General features: G+C 44.5%; 12 protein-coding genes and 1 tRNA gene. 5 read left to right on the top strand and 8 right to left on the bottom strand.

Features of this window, described 5'->3' with window-relative positions; all coding sequences use genetic code 11:
* Position 1: 1 nt before the first annotated feature.
* On the top strand, positions 2-2,524 hold the full coding sequence (locus DF182_RS10840) for a hypothetical protein (protein ID WP_113615638.1): 2,523 nt from the start codon (positions 2-4) through the stop codon (positions 2,522-2,524).
* The gene (locus DF182_RS10835) at positions 2,499-3,782 is read left to right on the top strand and encodes a hypothetical protein (protein WP_113615637.1); all 1,284 of its coding nucleotides are present in this window, start codon (positions 2,499-2,501) and stop codon (positions 3,780-3,782) included. Before DF182_RS10840 ends, DF182_RS10835 begins: the two co-directional genes overlap by 26 nt.
* Here DF182_RS10835 and DF182_RS10830 read toward each other — a convergent pair.
* The 6 genes from DF182_RS10830 to DF182_RS10805 form a co-directional block, all read right to left on the bottom strand.
* Positions 3,775-7,125, bottom strand: coding sequence for a caspase family protein (locus tag DF182_RS10830; RefSeq protein ID WP_113615636.1), 3,351 nt, complete (start codon positions 7,123-7,125; stop codon positions 3,775-3,777). The two genes, DF182_RS10835 and DF182_RS10830, sit on opposite strands and share 8 nt — an antisense overlap.
* A 178-nt stretch (positions 7,126-7,303) precedes the next feature.
* On the bottom strand, positions 7,304-7,861 hold the full coding sequence (locus tag DF182_RS10825) for a hypothetical protein (protein WP_147243410.1): 558 nt from the start codon (positions 7,859-7,861) through the stop codon (positions 7,304-7,306).
* Positions 7,862-8,008: 147 nt separating this feature from the next.
* Positions 8,009-8,095 (bottom strand) — tRNA-Ser (locus tag DF182_RS10820).
* Positions 8,096-8,185: 90 nt separating this feature from the next.
* Positions 8,186-8,878: an aquaporin Z gene (aqpZ, locus tag DF182_RS10815; RefSeq protein ID WP_113615634.1), complete on the bottom strand. Its 693-nt coding sequence runs from the start codon at positions 8,876-8,878 to the stop codon at positions 8,186-8,188.
* Positions 8,879-9,026: 148 nt separating this feature from the next.
* Positions 9,027-10,064, bottom strand: coding sequence for an asparaginase (locus DF182_RS10810; RefSeq protein ID WP_113615633.1), 1,038 nt, complete (start codon positions 10,062-10,064; stop codon positions 9,027-9,029).
* A 41-nt stretch (positions 10,065-10,105) separates the two neighbouring features.
* Positions 10,106-10,876 (bottom strand): TatD family hydrolase, encoded by a 771-nt coding sequence (locus tag DF182_RS10805; protein WP_113615632.1) that lies wholly within the window; start codon positions 10,874-10,876, stop codon positions 10,106-10,108.
* Between the two features lie 110 nt (positions 10,877-10,986).
* Here DF182_RS10805 and DF182_RS10800 point away from each other — a divergent pair, with 110 nt between their 5' ends.
* On the top strand, positions 10,987-11,877 hold the full coding sequence (locus tag DF182_RS10800) for a hypothetical protein (RefSeq protein WP_113615631.1): 891 nt from the start codon (positions 10,987-10,989) through the stop codon (positions 11,875-11,877).
* A 53-nt stretch (positions 11,878-11,930) separates the two neighbouring features.
* Here DF182_RS10800 and DF182_RS10795 read toward each other — a convergent pair whose 3' ends face one another.
* Entirely contained in the window at positions 11,931-12,554 is a 624-nt protein-coding gene (locus tag DF182_RS10795) for a polysaccharide deacetylase family protein (RefSeq protein ID WP_113615630.1), read from the bottom strand.
* A 101-nt stretch (positions 12,555-12,655) separates the two neighbouring features.
* Here DF182_RS10795 and gltX point away from each other — a divergent pair, with 101 nt between their 5' ends.
* Positions 12,656-14,188 carry a glutamate--tRNA ligase gene (gene gltX, locus DF182_RS10790; protein ID WP_113615629.1) on the top strand — a complete coding sequence of 511 codons (1,533 nt, stop codon included), beginning with the start codon at positions 12,656-12,658 and terminating at the stop codon, positions 14,186-14,188.
* A 123-nt stretch (positions 14,189-14,311) separates the two neighbouring features.
* On the opposite strand, the gene DF182_RS10785 is transcribed toward gltX, so the two are convergent.
* The gene (locus tag DF182_RS10785) at positions 14,312-15,973 is read right to left on the bottom strand and encodes a glutamine--tRNA ligase/YqeY domain fusion protein (RefSeq protein ID WP_113615628.1); all 1,662 of its coding nucleotides are present in this window, start codon (positions 15,971-15,973) and stop codon (positions 14,312-14,314) included.
* Between the two features lie 93 nt (positions 15,974-16,066).
* On the opposite strand from DF182_RS10785, the gene DF182_RS10780 reads away from it, so the two are divergent.
* Positions 16,067-16,486, top strand: a complete 420-nt coding sequence (locus DF182_RS10780; RefSeq protein WP_113615627.1) for a cobalamin B12-binding domain-containing protein — start codon at positions 16,067-16,069, stop codon at positions 16,484-16,486.
* Positions 16,487-16,567: the final 81 nt, after the last annotated feature.

Raw genomic sequence — 16,567 nt, 5'->3', positions numbered from 1 at the left:
AATGTTACCTGTTAAAGCTGGTTCCCTGATTTTGGATGAAGATGCCAACTACAGACTGAAAAGTTATTATCAGCAGTTCTGTACTGGCGAAAACAGAAGGAGATATGGCCTTGGTCATATCGTATATGCCTGTCATGCAGCACTGCCATTGGTGTTGAATGCAGACCTGGCTAATCTTATCTGGCTCAACTTCAATACTTACAGGAGCAGTGGGGAAACGCAAAGGATAGATCTTGCTACGGTATCTGATTTTCTGTTGTCGCCATTGGTCAGACGGATCTCCGATACAACATTCGAAGTAATACCGCAGATCCGGACCTTTCTGCTTTATCTGTTGAATAATGGTCAATGGTTTGAATTATTTGGAATCGAACATTTTGGACAATCCCGGTTGGATGATCTGGCCAGCTTCCTCTATTACTATGTTAAGAATGTACCGGATAGTAATCCATCTCCGGGGGTGCAATTCAATAAGCTTAACGAATGGGCTGCGTTGTCATATCTGCAGCCGGATTACCTCGGAGAGGAACTGGTGAAAGAGCTGAAACCCTTGTTGGATGAGAGAAATGAAAATGAATGGGGGCAGCTTAGAATAGACATGCTCCTTAGCCAATTTATTCAACAGGTGAATTTAAGCATCCATGAGCCCAATGCCTCAAAGGATTTGTTAACCAACCTGGTAAGGTATAGCAAAGCCAATACGGCCAGGCTTGCCGCCGATAGTGAAACTGATCTTTTTAAACTATACAATGCTATTGGTAAATCCTATCTTTCGAAAGAAGAAGATGACGCTAGTCAATCACTCAGACTCCCACTTCAGCAAGGCATGGGTGCAAAAATTGACCGGGCAAGACCTTCCGTCTCCACCATACATCCCCTACTGATAGATGCAGACTATACTGCGGTATCACAAAAGGATAATAGCGTCTTCTTAATGGAAGAGTTGTTCCATTTCCTAAATGAGCTTAATGGAAGAAACATTGGACCAGTTTTGATTTCCCGACAACAGGAAATTACAATGGGCACCTTCAGTCATTTTCTGTCGGAGCATGCTGCACAACTGAAAAAAAGGGATATCTCCTTCATTTATTTGTCCTGTGAAAGCCAGGAAAGGGACGGGAATGATAGCCTGATAATAAAAAATGACAGGAATGCGGTAAATGAGGAACCTGATACATGGCTGTCTGCAGCAGCAATGTGTGAGTTGATAAAGTCAAAAGAATTCTACAGCAAACAAACTGTATTAGTACTTAATGCGCCGATTAGCCCAAATTCAATCTTCGTTACGGCAAACAATATTCAGATTAGCTATAGTTCATTGTATCTCCAGTCAGATATAAATAGAGTATCGATAAAAGATAATTTTGCTCAATGGATTTCCGATATATTGAGACACTCCAGGGGGCAGGTTACTTACTCCCACCTGGAGTTAATACTTAGGTATTATGCAGATTTGGAGGCGTCATACATTCTTCCGGAAATTCAGGCACCTTTATCTGCCTGGCATTGTCAATTCTTAACAGTTCATCCGGTAAAATCTGCATTCCGTGGTTACCTCGCTACTTACAATAAAGAAGAAAACTCGTTTGACGTTCACCTTCCACAGTTTGTAAATCCTATTGTGAATAAAAATGCAAGGGCGGTAACATATGATATGTCCGAGCTAATAGGGGATGGAGAGGTGTTTACAAGATATGATGGCAAATTGCGTTTTTCGGGTGCAAACAGGGATAGGAATGGAAAGCCCTGGCCGTTCTTTAAAGTAATACCTGAGCGGCCATATTTAGCTTTAGTTTGGGATTTAAATGAAAAACATAGCAAACAGGTTTACCGCCAGATCTGGCACCAGGGATTTGATATTTATTCATTTTGGGAGGATGTTGATCCCCCTAATCAGCGGGAGATATTTCCATATCATAAAAACGAAGACCATCAATTACGTATAACCAGTGTTCAGAATACAGACCAGTTTTCCTGCGAATATCGAACGGGGCCACCTATATTTTGGACAGCATCCAATTGGGTAGAGTTGAGAAGGACCATCGATAAGCTTGCCCGTTATATCTACCTGCGTGATATACAAGAAATGAGGGATAACAGGTTGATCGAAGAAAATGAGATAGGATATGCGTTCTCCTGGATTCCGCGTGCGAACTTTGACCTGACTCGTAATGATAATGAACTTATGATTACTAAAGATGCTTTTGAAGTTGTTGATGGCGAGGTTAGAATTCAGATACCAATTTTAATGCTCAAGGCATCCAATGCTCCACTTTACTTCGATGTGTATCTGCTGGGTTCAGACATGTCTATTTCAAGGGTGACACCCCGTGATGCGGAGAAATTTGCAGTTGGTGATCGGGGGCGGATGGAGTTGTTTAAATTGAATGATCGGCAAAAATTCCAGAAGCTGATGGAAAAATCCAGAAAGATAGACTTGAAAATATTGTTTAGTACTACTCCTATTAGGATCAACTTTGAGCAGTCAGGAGTAAATTATGTTGAAGAATATGCAGCAATCTGAAAAAGGGAAAAAACATCAATGGGCATCTGCTACTGTTTCCATTGTATCGTCTCCAGACTTCAACTGGGACATTCCAATTGAATATTCTCCCATCATACGTGAGGTGCTGGTTGGTATTAAAGCGATAAGTGTCCTTGATACCACGGAAAAACGGCTTACATTTCCTATGTTCCAGGCATTTGTGCAATATCTTTATGAAGAAGGATATAATACCAGTAACATGCCACAGGTAACAGAATTATGGTTGAGCCGTACCGGCTTGTTCAGAGCAGTGTATAATGCGGGTGTTGTTGAAAAACTACACTTGATATATCCAGAGATACTTTTGACAGTGGAAGGGTTGGGTTACGATCATTGGAATGAAGATGCCCAGCTGGCTTTTAATAAGTTCAAATCAGACTATGTCTTACCCAGGTTGGAGAGAGATAAACAGACTGCCAGTATAATCGGTGCCGTGGCCAATAGGATCATTAAATTTCAGTCAAATAACAGCGATATAATCTCTCTGGAATCTCCATTTTTAAAGTTCAGTGATAACCATAGTGATTTTCGGGTTATAGAGAACCAGAATGAATTTACAATTACCAGGACAGGAAAGGCCGGCATTCCTATTGCCAGAGGAATCATTCCTGGCGTCTGGAAGAAAGAAGATATTGCGGAATTCAACAGTTTGGGTGCATGGTTGATGCTACTGAATATGAAGGTGAAGGTGGGCACTTTTTTTTCTCCATCTAATTTTACTCTTACGTCTGGTGATATGACCATTCCGGTTAACGAGCTTGATGCTGCAAACGAAGGCTTTAGCCAGGTTGTTAATGAAAATTTTATCTTCCCACCATCCAGAAGTTTAACATACATTCAGAATGATTTCATAACAGTCAGTGCTAGTGTCCTGGAGAAAGGCTTTGCACTTATTGTGGCTGTCTTTACTAATAATTTATCATGTCAGTTATATACTTTACCAGTTCCAGGAGGTACGCCCGATTCTAAGCTTGTTTATATTGATAATATTAAAGCGCTTTTTGGAGTAAAGCCCACTGATCCTGGAACGACGATAGTGTCATCCACAAAGGATGTATTTATGAAAATAATGGTGGTTGATGAGGATATCCTGGATACTACTTCTATGAAACAGGTAGAGCCCCTTCCTGGGATGAGCAATACGCCGTTGTTTTACAAACTGATCACTGCTCCGGAGAGCAGTATTTTCTTCGAAACAGTGATCCGTTTCCGTGGTTACACATCCCCGGTTAGTTGACACTGGGAGGAACTATTATATGCTCCGCAATGTCATCCAGCACTTCCTGCATAAAGAAATAGCTCATGTGATCGGAGGCTATTTCTTTACGAATAGGTTTTAAAGACCAGTTGTCACTGTTGCGCAATTGAGTGATACTCTCTGTAGATACAGCAATGTCGTTGGGTTTTTGAAACAGTATATTTAGTGTGTCATACATCATTTGTTTCCTGGAAAATAACTTTTTGAGTCGCTCCATTATATCACCGTGACCGGTAGTCAACAGTTTGGTATTGCCAGCAATAATCACATATGGGGTTTCAGGATCTTTACCGGTATTCAGGTTGGCATATATGCCAGAATGGGCATTCATCTGTTTCAGTGTAACCTGTGTACCTTTTACGAACCTTTTGCTGGCAGCCAGGAGCACTTGCATCCAGGGTTTTAAGGTGATGAGATTATTTAATGCATACGTCAGAAGAAGATCAATCATGTCCCGGACATCTGCCCAGGGAGTACCGTTGTTGGGTGTTCCAAGCATGATGAGTTTGGATACAACTGTCTGCCCCTTTAATTGCTCGATGAAATGCCGGCACACCAGTCCACCCATCGAGTGTGCAACAATTGTCAGCTTTTTACTATGATTGTTTGTCAAACCAACCTCATGTAGTTTACGAGCCAGTAATTCCGCATTTTCTTCTATGGTCGTATGAAGATTTTCATAGTCGTAGGTGAGTATCAGATCACATTTATTGCTTAATGTGCTGGCATCTTTCAGCGGTGTAGTGATACATTTTGCCATGTTTTCTGTATCGCCAATGATTCCATGAATAAACAATACGATGGAATCGGCTTTTTCCACTGCTGCGGCTACATCGGCGCTCTTATAATTATAGCTGACCTCATTATCTAAACTCAACTGAGGAATAGCCAGGCGTGGATAATCATACCTCATGCCGATCCTCCTGCCAATTACTTTCAGGAAGTATATCTTAATAGAGCCTGTAAAGCTGCGTTTGGTAACGGCTGCATCTGAGGTAGTAGGTGTAGGTAGTGTTGTAATATGAACCGTATGATCCTCTGTATGGAAGCCGACAGGGTAATATAAACCTGTTTCTTCATCATATCCCACCGGCAACAGATCTTTATCTTCCTCGCCTTTATGCTTTGTCAAATGTAAAATGACAGGATTTTCATGTGTAACAAGTTCAGGATTTGAAACATCAAAGAGCTCTATTATGTCAGTGATGGGTTGGGTGGTGTCGCCAGGTACCAGGTTGAATGGTATTATCCCGTTGTCTTTGCTGGCATAGGCAGGAGGTGTAATGCCGGTAGTGTTTTTGGTTACGACATTCGAAGAGGAAAGACCTATTGATCCGGTTAATCCGGTAGGAACTTCCACAGTTATGCCATTCAGCACTATTTTGCCGTTTACTGCTTCATGGATATTTTTCTCATCCCTGGGATGGATTATCCGGAATCCAAGTAGTGCCACATCCCATGAATCCGAAACAGGGGGCCCTATATATGGACCTTTTGTTATTGTATTCGTTATATCTGATTTTTCATTAGTTGCACCTAAGTTTTCTTGTGCATATCGTTCGGTGTCGATCCTGGAGGTGCCTATAAATATTTTCAGGTATTCTGTTATTTCAAAATATCCTTTAGATAACAGCTCTTTATCAATATGTAGAGGAATCTTCGTAGTGTCGCCACCGTGAGTTTTTAATATTACCTTCTTCGTGTCCCGGGGCTGTAGTTTCATATCATTGTCGAAGAAATCAGCCTTCACGCCATATTCCACATTTAAATATGCAAATGAGGCATAAAGTGGATGGGATGATAGGTTTTCCAACTCAATCTCAATACTGGGCATTTCCCAATCATCCCCTTTCCACCAAAGATCATTTATTGCAAAAGGATCAGTGATTTCTTCCCTTTCAGAAGAATGTAGTTTGAATAAACGAATTTTATAAACATTTTTTAAAGTACTGTCTGGGTTTTCCAGTTTTTTCATTTGTTCCCACTTCAGTACCTTTTCAAGATTACTCAGCAGTTCAAGCGCGGAATCCCGGTTATCAACTGTTTTTGGGGTATCTATAAGCTTGTCTTCTTGGGTGCGGACAAAGATAAGGTCGCCGTTGTTGGTTTGCTTTATTTGATATAATCCGTTGGGTTCGGAAGTTAAGTGGAAGTACGCGGAATTAAATTCATCGGCTGCATTCAGCAGGTGTTGCCGCGCTTCCGGGGTTATATCAATATGCAGTGTTATCGCTGTTGTTCTCAAATCTTTCCGTTCCACTAACGCCGGTATCTGTACTGATTTGTCCTGTATATGTGAGGGCTTGGTAATCTGGGATTGATCCGGCCGAACGGCTTTTAATACATTTAGTTTGCTATGGCTTTTATCCTGTAAAATCAGTTGATCACCTTCCATAACATTCTGCCATGGTCCTGCATTTACACACCAGTCATATGATGTATCAAAGGAAACAGTATACCTGTTTTGATTGACAATTTTATTTCGGGTGAGAAATATGTGTTGCTGATCATCTGGTGAGATGTCGCCGATGAGGTGCATTTCCGGCGTTTGGTCCTTTACGGTATTCTTTACGTTCCCTTTCACGCGGTCCATCAGTGAGCGATAGTTGATTTCTCTGTTTTCTGTTTCAAGTATTTTCAGGAGGCAATGGGTGAAAACGCCTTGTATTTTACCATCCAATAGTATCTCTGCAGAGAGCTCTGTGGGGGATGATGCGGCGAGGTGAAGGTGGGGGCCCTTTTTTACTTTTAAGCGGCCATCTCTGGTGCGGTCATAAGAATCCTCATCAAAGCCATGATAATCCTTAACGCTGTTGATGTTTTTGGGAGAAGGTGATACCCTCCGGTATTTTTTACTATCACTATCCTCGGAAGCGCCTTTGGTTACGCCTCCGGAGAAGCAGGAATCAGTAATGGCAATAAAATCTATTTTTTTATTTTGGGTAGCTTTCCGGATCAGGAAGGCCACTTCCTTATCTATCAGATCTCTTCCCTCCGCTTCTCTGCTATCGAAACATACAAATGTTTGCACATAGGGGTCTCCTTCGTTATCAAGATCCTTAGGGGCCGGCATCCGGGACCCATGACCGCTATAGTAAAACAGGCAGGTGTCTCCGTCTTTTGCATCATCAAAGAAGGAAAAAGATGCGATCAGGTTATTCCTGGTAGCTTCAGTATCTGTTAATATTTTTACTTTCAGCTCATCATCTGAAAAGCTCTTTTGTAAAAAGGATTCCATTGCTGTTGTATCATTGACACAACCATTTAAAGGAAAATCGGAGTATTTATCAATACCAACCAGCAGTACAAAAATATTAGACATATGGGGAATAAGGGTTTTGGCAATCGCTAATTTACAATTTCTATGGCAGAAGCAGGAGTTGTGTTGGGTAGAGAAGATATTAAATAAAAGAGGCTTGCAAGATGCAATCCTCTTTTATTTAACGGAGAACCCTGCTGCCAACTAATTCAGCAAAATTCATTCGCGGGAATACCGGTCATTAGTCCTTCAGGCCCAGATAATCTTTCACCGCTTTATAATTGTTCCAGTCGATCACATTCGCTTTCCTGGCTTTGGTGCCGCCTGGTATGAGAATGTATCGGTATTGCTGCATTTTCACACCAGCATTATTTTGAATTGTGCCTACGTTCGCGTTGGAATACAACTCTATAGCCTGTTTATATGCAATATATCTGATGTACATACCGGTTTTTAAATCAGTGTATGGCAGGGGCGTTATAACCGGATCAGCAGCGCCATTCAGGTTAATATATACCTTCAGCTCACCTGTGTTCAGTATGCTGGTTGTCAGCTTGGGAGCATCGATAACGGCAAAATAACCCATGGTGTCAATTCTGTTACCGGCAGTATGAACTGTATCGGCCTTAAAGGGAATATCGAGCCAATCGGAGTAGATAATATTGGCGGTGCCGGTATCACCTTTTGGTCCTTGTGGGCCGGCAGGGCCGGTATTGCCGTCTTTGCTGCAGGAGGCGGTAAACAATACTACAGCTGTTGTTATTAGCAGGAAAGGTAGAGAGTGTATTAAACGTTTCATGGATCAGATAATTTAAATTTTGGAGGTTTATTTATTAAAAGTTGGCTGAAACGATTTGAATAGGTTGAATCGGTATAGGGCTCTTGTGCTAACTGCTCTGGTATAAAGAAAAAACCCTGATGATCGGTGATCATCAGGGAATGGTTGCGGAGAAGAAGGGATTCGAACCCTTGATAGGCTTTCACCTATACACACTTTCCAGGCGTGCCAGTTCAACCACTCCTGCACTTCTCCGTAGATTATCTTTGAAACATATTTGGAAGGGTTGAGCTTCCGTTTCAGGGTTGCAAAGATAATCCTTTACTTTTAATTTCCAAGAATTTTTTATGGTTTATCATAAAGTCTCCAGATTCCACCGCCCAAAAGCCCGCCGATAATGGGTCCTACGATGAATATCCAGAGGTGTGCGAGCGCATCACCACCTACAAAAAGAGCCGGTCCGATACTACGTGCGGGGTTTACGGAAACACCGGTGATGGGAATACCTACGATGTGGATCATGGTGAGTGAGAGGCCGATGGCTACACCTGCCAGCATGCCGTTCTTATTGTTTTTGCTGGTGCTGCCATGTATTACTATCAGGAAGATGGCAGTAAATACGATCTCGAAGATGAGGCCGCTGAGTACGTTGTAATGGTCCTGATAGGCGTCGCCGATACCGTTTTGTCCGAGGCCGTTGGCTGCAAGGGTATAATCGCCTTTACCGGCAGCGATGATGTAGAGGATGGCGGAAGCAGCGATAGCGCCGGCTATCTGTGCTACAATGTAGGCGCCGGCATCTTTACCGGATATTTTGCCGGTGGCCAGCATGGAGATGGTGATGGCAGGATTGATATGGCAACCGGAAATATGTCCGATAGCATATACCATGGTCAGTACCGACAGGCCGAAGGCGAAGGCAATCCCCAGCAGGCCTACGTGACTGCCGGCTATCACGGCGCTGCCGCAACCGATTAGTACCAGTACCAGTGTGCCAAAAAATTCTGCAATAAACTTTTGCGTTAACGAAACATTCATACCTATAGATTTTGTGGTGATATAAAGAGCTGCACGGTAAGGGGTAAAATAGGGCACTCAACAATTAAATTTAATAAAAATCTGTAATAAAAAAGCGGAAAGTATACTATTACAATACTTTCCGCTTTAATTATCTTTTATATTCAAATTAGTAGACCTCTATCGGGGTCAGCTCTCCCCTCAGGGATGTCTCGATCATTTTTTTACTGTCAGCTATAGAGAGACCTTGTCCGAGTACAAACATCAGTTTGGTAACGGCTGCTTCGAAAGTCATATCATGGCCGCTTACCACGCCTATTTCCACCAGGTGTTGACTGGTTTCATATTTGCCCAGCTCTACAGAGCCACCGTCACACTGGGTGATATCTACTACCAGGGCGCCGTTGTCGATTACTTTTTTAATGCTTTCTATAAACCAGGGCTGGGTATTGGTATTGCCACTACCGAAAGTCTCCATGATCACGCCTTTCAGGCCGGGAACGCTGAGTGTCGCTTCCACTGCCCTGCGGGTAATGCCGGGAAACAGCTTCAGCACGGTGATATTCGTTTCCAGTTCTTTATGCACTTTCAGCGGAGCTGCAGGTGTAGGCAGGATAAACTGATTTTTGTATTTGATGTCGATGCCTGCTTCTGCCAGCGGAGGATAGTTCATGGTATAAAACGCTTCGAATTTTTCGGCGTTGTATTTTTTGGAACGGTTGCCTCTGAACAGGGAGAAGTCAAAGTAAATACATACTTCCGGCACCATAGATGCCTGACTGCCGTTATGCCTGCTGCAGGCTATTTCCATGGCAGTGATGATATTTTCCTTGGCATCGGTACGTATCTTACCGATAGGGAGCTGTGAGCCGGTGAGGATAACCGGTTTGGACAGATTTTCCAGCATGAAGCTCAGCGCGGATGCGGTGAATGACATGGTGTCTGATCCATGCAGGATGACAAATCCATCGTATCGGTCATAGCGGTCTTCAATGATACTGGCCAGTTCTATCCAGATCTCCGGTTGCATATCTGAGGAGTCTATAGGCGGGTTGAACGCATATACATAGAAGTCGATCCCCATCCGGTAAAGTTCCGGTAAATTGTTTCTTATTTCATTGAAGCCAATAGGGCGGAGCGCTTTGGTCTTATCGTCGTAGATCATGCCTACTGTACCGCCTGTGTAGATTATCAGAATTTTACTCATTGTCTAGCTGCCAGTTGCCTGCAAAGGTATCCACTAAACAGTTAGAGCGTTTTGAATAATTTCCGGGCATTACTGTTGGTAATAGCGGCTACCTCTTCTATTTTTAGATTTTTTATATCTGCCACCTTTTCGCCTATCAATGGGATATAGGCACTTTCATTGCGTTTGCCACGGTGTGGAACGGGGGCCAGGTAAGGCGCATCTGTCTCCAGTACAATATGTTGCAGATCTATGTTTTCAAGCAGTTTGTCGAGGCCTGATTTTTTAAAGGTGACTACCCCACCTATGCCCAGGTAGAAGCCCAGGTCGATGATCTCTTTAGCTTCTTCCAGCGTTCCTGAGAAACAATGAAATACGCCGCTGAGGTTACCATCCTGTAAGGCTTTCACTTCGTTTATACATTCCCGTGTTGCTTCCCGGCTGTGGATGGAAACAGGCAGCTTATATTGCCTCGCCAGCAGCAGCTGCTCCCGGAAAGCCTGGTATTGCTGCTCCAGCAGGGATTTGTCCCAGTAAAAGTCAAGCCCTATCTCTCCGATGCCTTTAAACGTGCGATGTATCAGCCAGTCTTTTATCAGGCGCAGCTGGTTTTCCACGTCGGGTTTTACATAGCAGGGATGCAGGCCCATCATGGCAAAACAGTTTTTGGGATACGCCGCTTCCAGTTTCAGCATGCCGGTGATAGACGACTCGTCTATATTCGGCAGCAACAGTGTGGTCACGCCTGCTTGCAGTGCACGCTCTATCATCTCCTGCTGGTCAGCCAAAAATTCATCTGAATACAAATGGGCGTGCGTATCGGTCCAAAACATGATAAAATTATTTTTTTAAATTTCTATTTTTTGTAATATTAAATAGGTATTTTTATTCCTGCAAAGGTAAAGCCTGAAAAACCTAAACCTAATTTAAAAAAACTATAACTATGAAAAGCTACTTCAGTACAAATCGTGTGCTGGCTGGTACTATCGCGGTCGTGGCCGTGGCTACCCTTTTCTTCGCCTGTAAAAAGGAAGTGACCACTGATACCGCTGCTGCCAACGAAGATGATAACAAAACCCTGCTGGCCGCCTCTCATGAAACAACTGCCCATGCTGTTTATGGCGACCTCTTCGAAACTACTGCAGTGATTGCAGCTAACCAGGGCCTTACCAACGGCCGTAAAGCCGAATACAACGACTACGCCAACGTAACAGCTTGTCCATCTATCCTGCTCAGCAGTGCAAACCCTACAGACTGGCCTAAACAGCTGGTCATCGATTATGGAGATGCCTGCCGTGATAGCTACGGCGTTACCCGCAGCGGTAAAGTATACATCACCGTTTATGGCCTGCTCTTCGGACCTAACTCCAATATTGCTATCCGCCTGGATGGTTATAAATACAATGGTATCCCCGTACAAGGCAGGGATTCTATCTATAACGTCACTTACAATGCCACTACCGGTGTTCAATACACGACAGAAATCACCGGTGGAAGAATGCTCTTCAGCGATACCCTTATCCTGGGATATACCAGCAAAAAAACTGTTAAACAAACTGCTGGTGCAGGCACGCCAACTCCTAACGACAACGTATATAACGTGGAAGGCACCGCTTCCATCAACTACGAAAAAGGTGGTCCTGCCGGTAGCGCTACTTTCACTACTCAAACTCCGCTGGTGAAAGCAACTGCCTGCCAATGGGTAAGCCAGGGCAAGCTGCAGGTAGCTTTAGGCAACCTCTCTGGTATTATCGACTATGGCAACGGCGTATGTGACAACAAAGCCACCATCACCGTTAATGGCGATAAAGTGAAAGAAATCATTTTAAAATAATCTCCAACACTCAATAACAACAATCTTAGCCCAGGGCTTCAGCCCTGGGTTTTTTATTTGATAGCAGCTACGTTGTAGCCTTGTTTTTTGCAATATTCCAGTACACGGGGTAAAGCGTAGGAAAGGCGGTCCCAGGCTTTGGTACTATCGTGAAATACAACGATAGAGCCAGGCTGCATTTTAAACACCACATTCTGTACGCAGGCTTCTCCGTTAATATCCTGGTCGAAGTCGGCGCTGAGTACATCCCACATGATGATTTTGATACCAGGAATAGTCTTTTTCAGTTGTTTGATCTGAAAAGGGGTGATCCTTCCGTAAGGCGGGCGGAAGAGGTTGGTGCTGATATATTTCCTGGCTTCGAGGATATTCTCAATATACTTGTCTGTATTGGTTTTCCAGCCATTGAGATGGTTGTGTGTATGGTTACCTGTACTATGACCCGCTTCCAGTATCTGTTGATAGATATCCGGGTGCTCCACCACATTTTTACCGATACAGAAAAAAGTGCCTTGGGCATTATATTTTTTCAGTTGTTCCAGTATAAAAGGGGTTGCTTCCGGATGAGGGCCATCATCGAAAGTCAGGTAGACGGTATTATTAGCTGGAGACAAGTCCCAGATACAGCTTTTATATAAAGCTTTCAGGATGCCGGGTGTTTTGGTAAGATAGAACAAAGCTTGAGCTTTTTAGCAGTGAGCTGATAACTGCAAGATAGTTAAAAGCACTAAAAGCTGATGGCAGAAAGCTAAAAGCTATTTCCTTACCTTTGCGATCTATGGATCACAAAAAAGTAAGAGTGCGTTTTGCTCCCAGCCCTACTGGTGGCCTACATCTTGGAGGTGTACGCACTGTATTGTTCAACTATTTGTTTGCAAAGCAGCACAAGGGGGATTTTGTACTGCGTATTGAAGATACAGACCAGACCCGTTATGTAGCGGGCGCAGAAGAATACATCAATGAATGTCTGCGCTGGTGTGGGCTCACGCCGGACGAAAGTCCTGCGGTGGGTGGTCCTTATGCACCTTACCGCCAGAGTGAACGTAAGCCGCTGTACCGTCAGTATGCTGAAAAACTGGTTGCTTCCGGTCATGCCTATTATGCATTTGATACACCGGAAGAACTGGAAAGCATGCGTGAACGGTTAAAAACACCGGAAAACCCGCACCCACAGTACAACCATAAGGTAAGAGAAAAGATGCGTAACTCCTTCTCTCTCTCCGAAGCGGAAGTACAGGAACTGCTGGCTAAAAACACTCCGCACGTTATCCGTATTAAAATGCCTGCCAATGAAGAACTGTCCTTTACCGATATGATTCGGGGAGAAGTGACTTTCAACACCGGTCAGGTAGATGATAAAGTATTACTGAAAGCAGATGGTATGCCTACCTATCACCTCGCCGTGGTAGTAGACGACTATCTGATGAAGATATCCCACGCTTTCCGTGGTGAAGAATGGCTGCCTTCTGCACCGGTACATATCCTGCTCTGGAAATATCTGGGCTGGGAAGCCGATATGCCGCAGTGGGCGCACTTGCCGTTGATCCTCAAACCGGATGGCAACGGTAAACTCAGCAAACGTGATGGCGACCGCCTCGGTTTCCCGGTATATGCCATGAACTGGACAGATCCCCGTTCCAACGAATTCACCAAAGGATTCCGTGAACTGGGCTTCCTGCCGGACGCATTTATCAACATGCTGGCCGTGCTGGGATGGAATGATGGTACCGAACAGGAGATCTTTAGCCTGGATGAACTGATTCAGAAGTTCTCCATCGACCGTGTTCATAAAGCCGGCGCTAAATTCGACTACGAAAAGGCTAAATGGTTCAATCACCAGTACCTGCATCATAAAGACAACCAGAGCCTCGCCAATCTCTTCCTGCCTGTACTGGAGGAAAAAGGTATCAAGGCAGATGTTGATTATGTAGCTACCATAGCCGGACTGGTAAAAGAACGCTGCTACTTTGTCAACGAAATATGGGACCATGGCTTTTTCTTCTTCCAGGCACCAGCTGCCTATGACGAAGCTGCCGTAAAACCCAAATGGAACGCTGACAAATCAGCCTTCTTCACTGAATGGTCTGATAAGCTGGCAGATGTTTCTGCCTTCACCGCTCCTGAGCTGGAAGCCAGCTTTAAAGCTTTTGCTGCAGAGAAAAATATCAAGATGGGCGAGTTACAGCTGCCTTTCCGTATCATGCTCACCGGTGGTAAATTTGGTCCTCCCGTATTTGATATCGCAGCAACTATCGGTCTCACGGAAACCCGTACACGAATTGCAAAAGGGTTAATAGCATATAACCAATAACATATAACATTCGCATAAAAAAGCCCGTTTGGTTCATACCAAACGGGCTTTATTTTATCATTTATATCCTTTTAATCTTCGCTTAAATCTCCGTTCATCAGGAACATAGCGGCATCAGATGAATCATTTGTTTACTTTAGCCCACGCGTCCTTCAGTGTCACTGTTCTGTTGAAGACTACTTTTTCAGCGGTGCTGTCCGGGTCTACGGTGAAGTAGCCTTTGCGCATGAACTGGAAGCGGTCTCCCGGTTGGGCTTTGAGCAGACCGGGTTCTACATAGGCTTCTTTGATGACCTGCAGGGAATCCGGGTTGATGAAGTCTTTGAAGTCGCCTTCTTCTGCATTCGGGTTCTCTGATTTAAAGAGACGGTCATATACGCGTACTTCGGCGGTGGCGGCATGTGCGGCGCTTACCCAGTGGATGGTACCTTTTACGGTCATGCCGCTGTGGTCTCCTCCGCTTTTGCTTTCTGGCAGGTAGGTGGCGTAGATGGTGGTGATGTTGCCATCGGCATCTTTTTCCACGCTTTCACCTTTGATGATGTAGGCGTTTTTAAGGCGTACATGCAGACCAGGACCGAGACGGAAGAATTTTTTAGGTGGTTCTTCCATGAAGTCTTCGCGCTCTATGTACAGTGTATTGCTGAAGTGGAGGGTACGGCTGCCGGCGGAAGCATCTTCCGGGTTGTTTTCGGCGGTCATTTCCTCTACTTGTCCTTCAGGGTAGTTGGTGATCACCAGTTTCACCGGATCGAGTACGGCCATTACACGGTTGGCTGTTCTGTTCAGTTCCTCGCGGATACAGAATTCCAGCAGACCTACGTCGATCATGTTATCGCGTTTCTGTACACCAACACGTTCGCAGAGCCCGCGGATGCTGGCTGCAGTATAGCCACGGCGACGCAGACCGCTGATAGTAGGCATACGGGGATCATCCCATCCGCTTACGTAGTTCTCTGCTACCAGCTGTTTCAGTTTTCGTTTGCTCATCACCGTATAATTGAGGTTCAGACGGGCAAACTCATACTGGTGGCTGGGGAATATTTCCAGTTCTTTGATAAACCAGTCGTACAGCGGGCGGTGAGGGATGAACTCCAGTGTACAAACGGAGTGGGTGATATTCTCGATGCTGTCACTCTGACCATGGGCGAAGTCGTACATCGGGTAGATGCACCATTTATCGCCGGTACGGTGGTGATGGGCATGTTTGATGCGGTACATGATAGGATCGCGCATGTGCATATTGGGAGAAGCCAGGTCTATCTTGGCCCGCAGGGTTTTTTCCCCGTCTTTGAATTCTCCTTTACGCATACGTTCAAACAAGTCCAGGTTTTCCTCTACTGACCTGCTTCTGGCCGGAGTCGGTGTACCTGGAGTGGTTGGAGTACCTTTGCTGGCAGCAATTTGCTCGGAAGTAGCATCTTCCACATAAGCCAGTCCTTTTTTGATCAGCTCTACAGCAAATTCGTACATCTGGTCAAAGTAGTCGGAGGCATACAGTTCCTTGTCCCACTCAAATCCCAGCCAGCGGATATCTTCCTTGATAGAATCCACGTATTCAGTGTCTTCTGTAACAGGGTTGGTATCGTCGAAGCGGAGATTGGTTTTACCGTTGTATTTCTGGGCCAGACCGAAGTTCAGTACTATAGACTTGGCATGCCCTATATGGAGATAGCCATTGGGCTCCGGCGGAAAACGTGTCAGTACACGTCCGTCATTGACGCCATTAGCAATGTCGTCTTCAATGATCTGTTCTATAAAATTGAGTGACCTTTCTTCGCTCATAAGAAAAATTAAATATGTCTGCAAAAATAGGAAAAATAGCGGTTAGCTTTTAGTTACGGCTAATCCTTATCTTTACGACCTTAATTTTTAAGCATGGTCAACCAGTTAAATCGTCCTGTTCGTGTGTTGGTAGCCAAGGTAGGTCTTGATGGCCACGACCGCGGCGCTAAAGTGATCGCTGCCGCCCTCCGGGATGCCGGCATGGAAGTTATCTATACCGGCCTCAGACAAACCCCCGAAATGGTCGTTAACGCCGCCCTCCAGGAAGACGTAGACGCCATCGGTATCAGCATCCTCTCTGGTGCTCATATGACGGTTTTTCCTAAGATAATAGCCCTCATGAAGGAAAAAGAAATGAACGACGTACTGCTCACCGGCGGCGGTATCATCCCCGATGCGGATATGCAGCAACTACAGGAAATGGGCGTCGGTAAACTGTTTCCCCCCGGTACACATACCAAGGATATTTCCGATTATATCACTACCTGGGTAGCCTCCCACAGAAATTTTTAATTTTTTTTCGGTTGGGTCGTAACATTTCATACTGGCGGTCGTCTTCTTTTTGAAAATGTCACCAAATCTAAAAAACCACAA

The sequence above is a fragment of the Chitinophaga flava genome, assembly GCF_003308995.1.
GTDB classification, from domain to species: domain Bacteria; phylum Bacteroidota; class Bacteroidia; order Chitinophagales; family Chitinophagaceae; genus Chitinophaga; species Chitinophaga flava.
Note: the sequence above shows the minus strand (reverse complement) of the source record. Positions and strands in the feature narration are given on the sequence as shown.

What these genes read in the sequence shown, in the direction of transcription:
- DF182_RS10840 (WP_113615638.1), top strand. Translation starts at nt 2, where the DNA reads ATGTTACCTGTTAAAGCTGGTTCCCTGATTTTGGATGAAGATGCCAAC.
- DF182_RS10835 (WP_113615637.1), top strand. Translation starts at nt 2,499, where the DNA reads ATGTTGAAGAATATGCAGCAATCTGAAAAAGGGAAAAAACATCAATGG.
- DF182_RS10830 (WP_113615636.1), bottom strand. Translation starts at nt 7,125, where the DNA reads ATGTCTAATATTTTTGTACTGCTGGTTGGTATTGATAAATACTCCGAT.
- DF182_RS10825 (WP_147243410.1), bottom strand. Translation starts at nt 7,861, where the DNA reads ATGAAACGTTTAATACACTCTCTACCTTTCCTGCTAATAACAACAGCT.
- aqpZ (WP_113615634.1), bottom strand. Translation starts at nt 8,878, where the DNA reads ATGAATGTTTCGTTAACGCAAAAGTTTATTGCAGAATTTTTTGGCACA.
- DF182_RS10810 (WP_113615633.1), bottom strand. Translation starts at nt 10,064, where the DNA reads ATGAGTAAAATTCTGATAATCTACACAGGCGGTACAGTAGGCATGATC.
- DF182_RS10805 (WP_113615632.1), bottom strand. Translation starts at nt 10,876, where the DNA reads ATGTTTTGGACCGATACGCACGCCCATTTGTATTCAGATGAATTTTTG.
- DF182_RS10800 (WP_113615631.1), top strand. Translation starts at nt 10,987, where the DNA reads ATGAAAAGCTACTTCAGTACAAATCGTGTGCTGGCTGGTACTATCGCG.
- gltX (WP_113615629.1), top strand. Translation starts at nt 12,656, where the DNA reads ATGGATCACAAAAAAGTAAGAGTGCGTTTTGCTCCCAGCCCTACTGGT.
- DF182_RS10785 (WP_113615628.1), bottom strand. Translation starts at nt 15,973, where the DNA reads ATGAGCGAAGAAAGGTCACTCAATTTTATAGAACAGATCATTGAAGAC.
- DF182_RS10780 (WP_113615627.1), top strand. Translation starts at nt 16,067, where the DNA reads ATGGTCAACCAGTTAAATCGTCCTGTTCGTGTGTTGGTAGCCAAGGTA.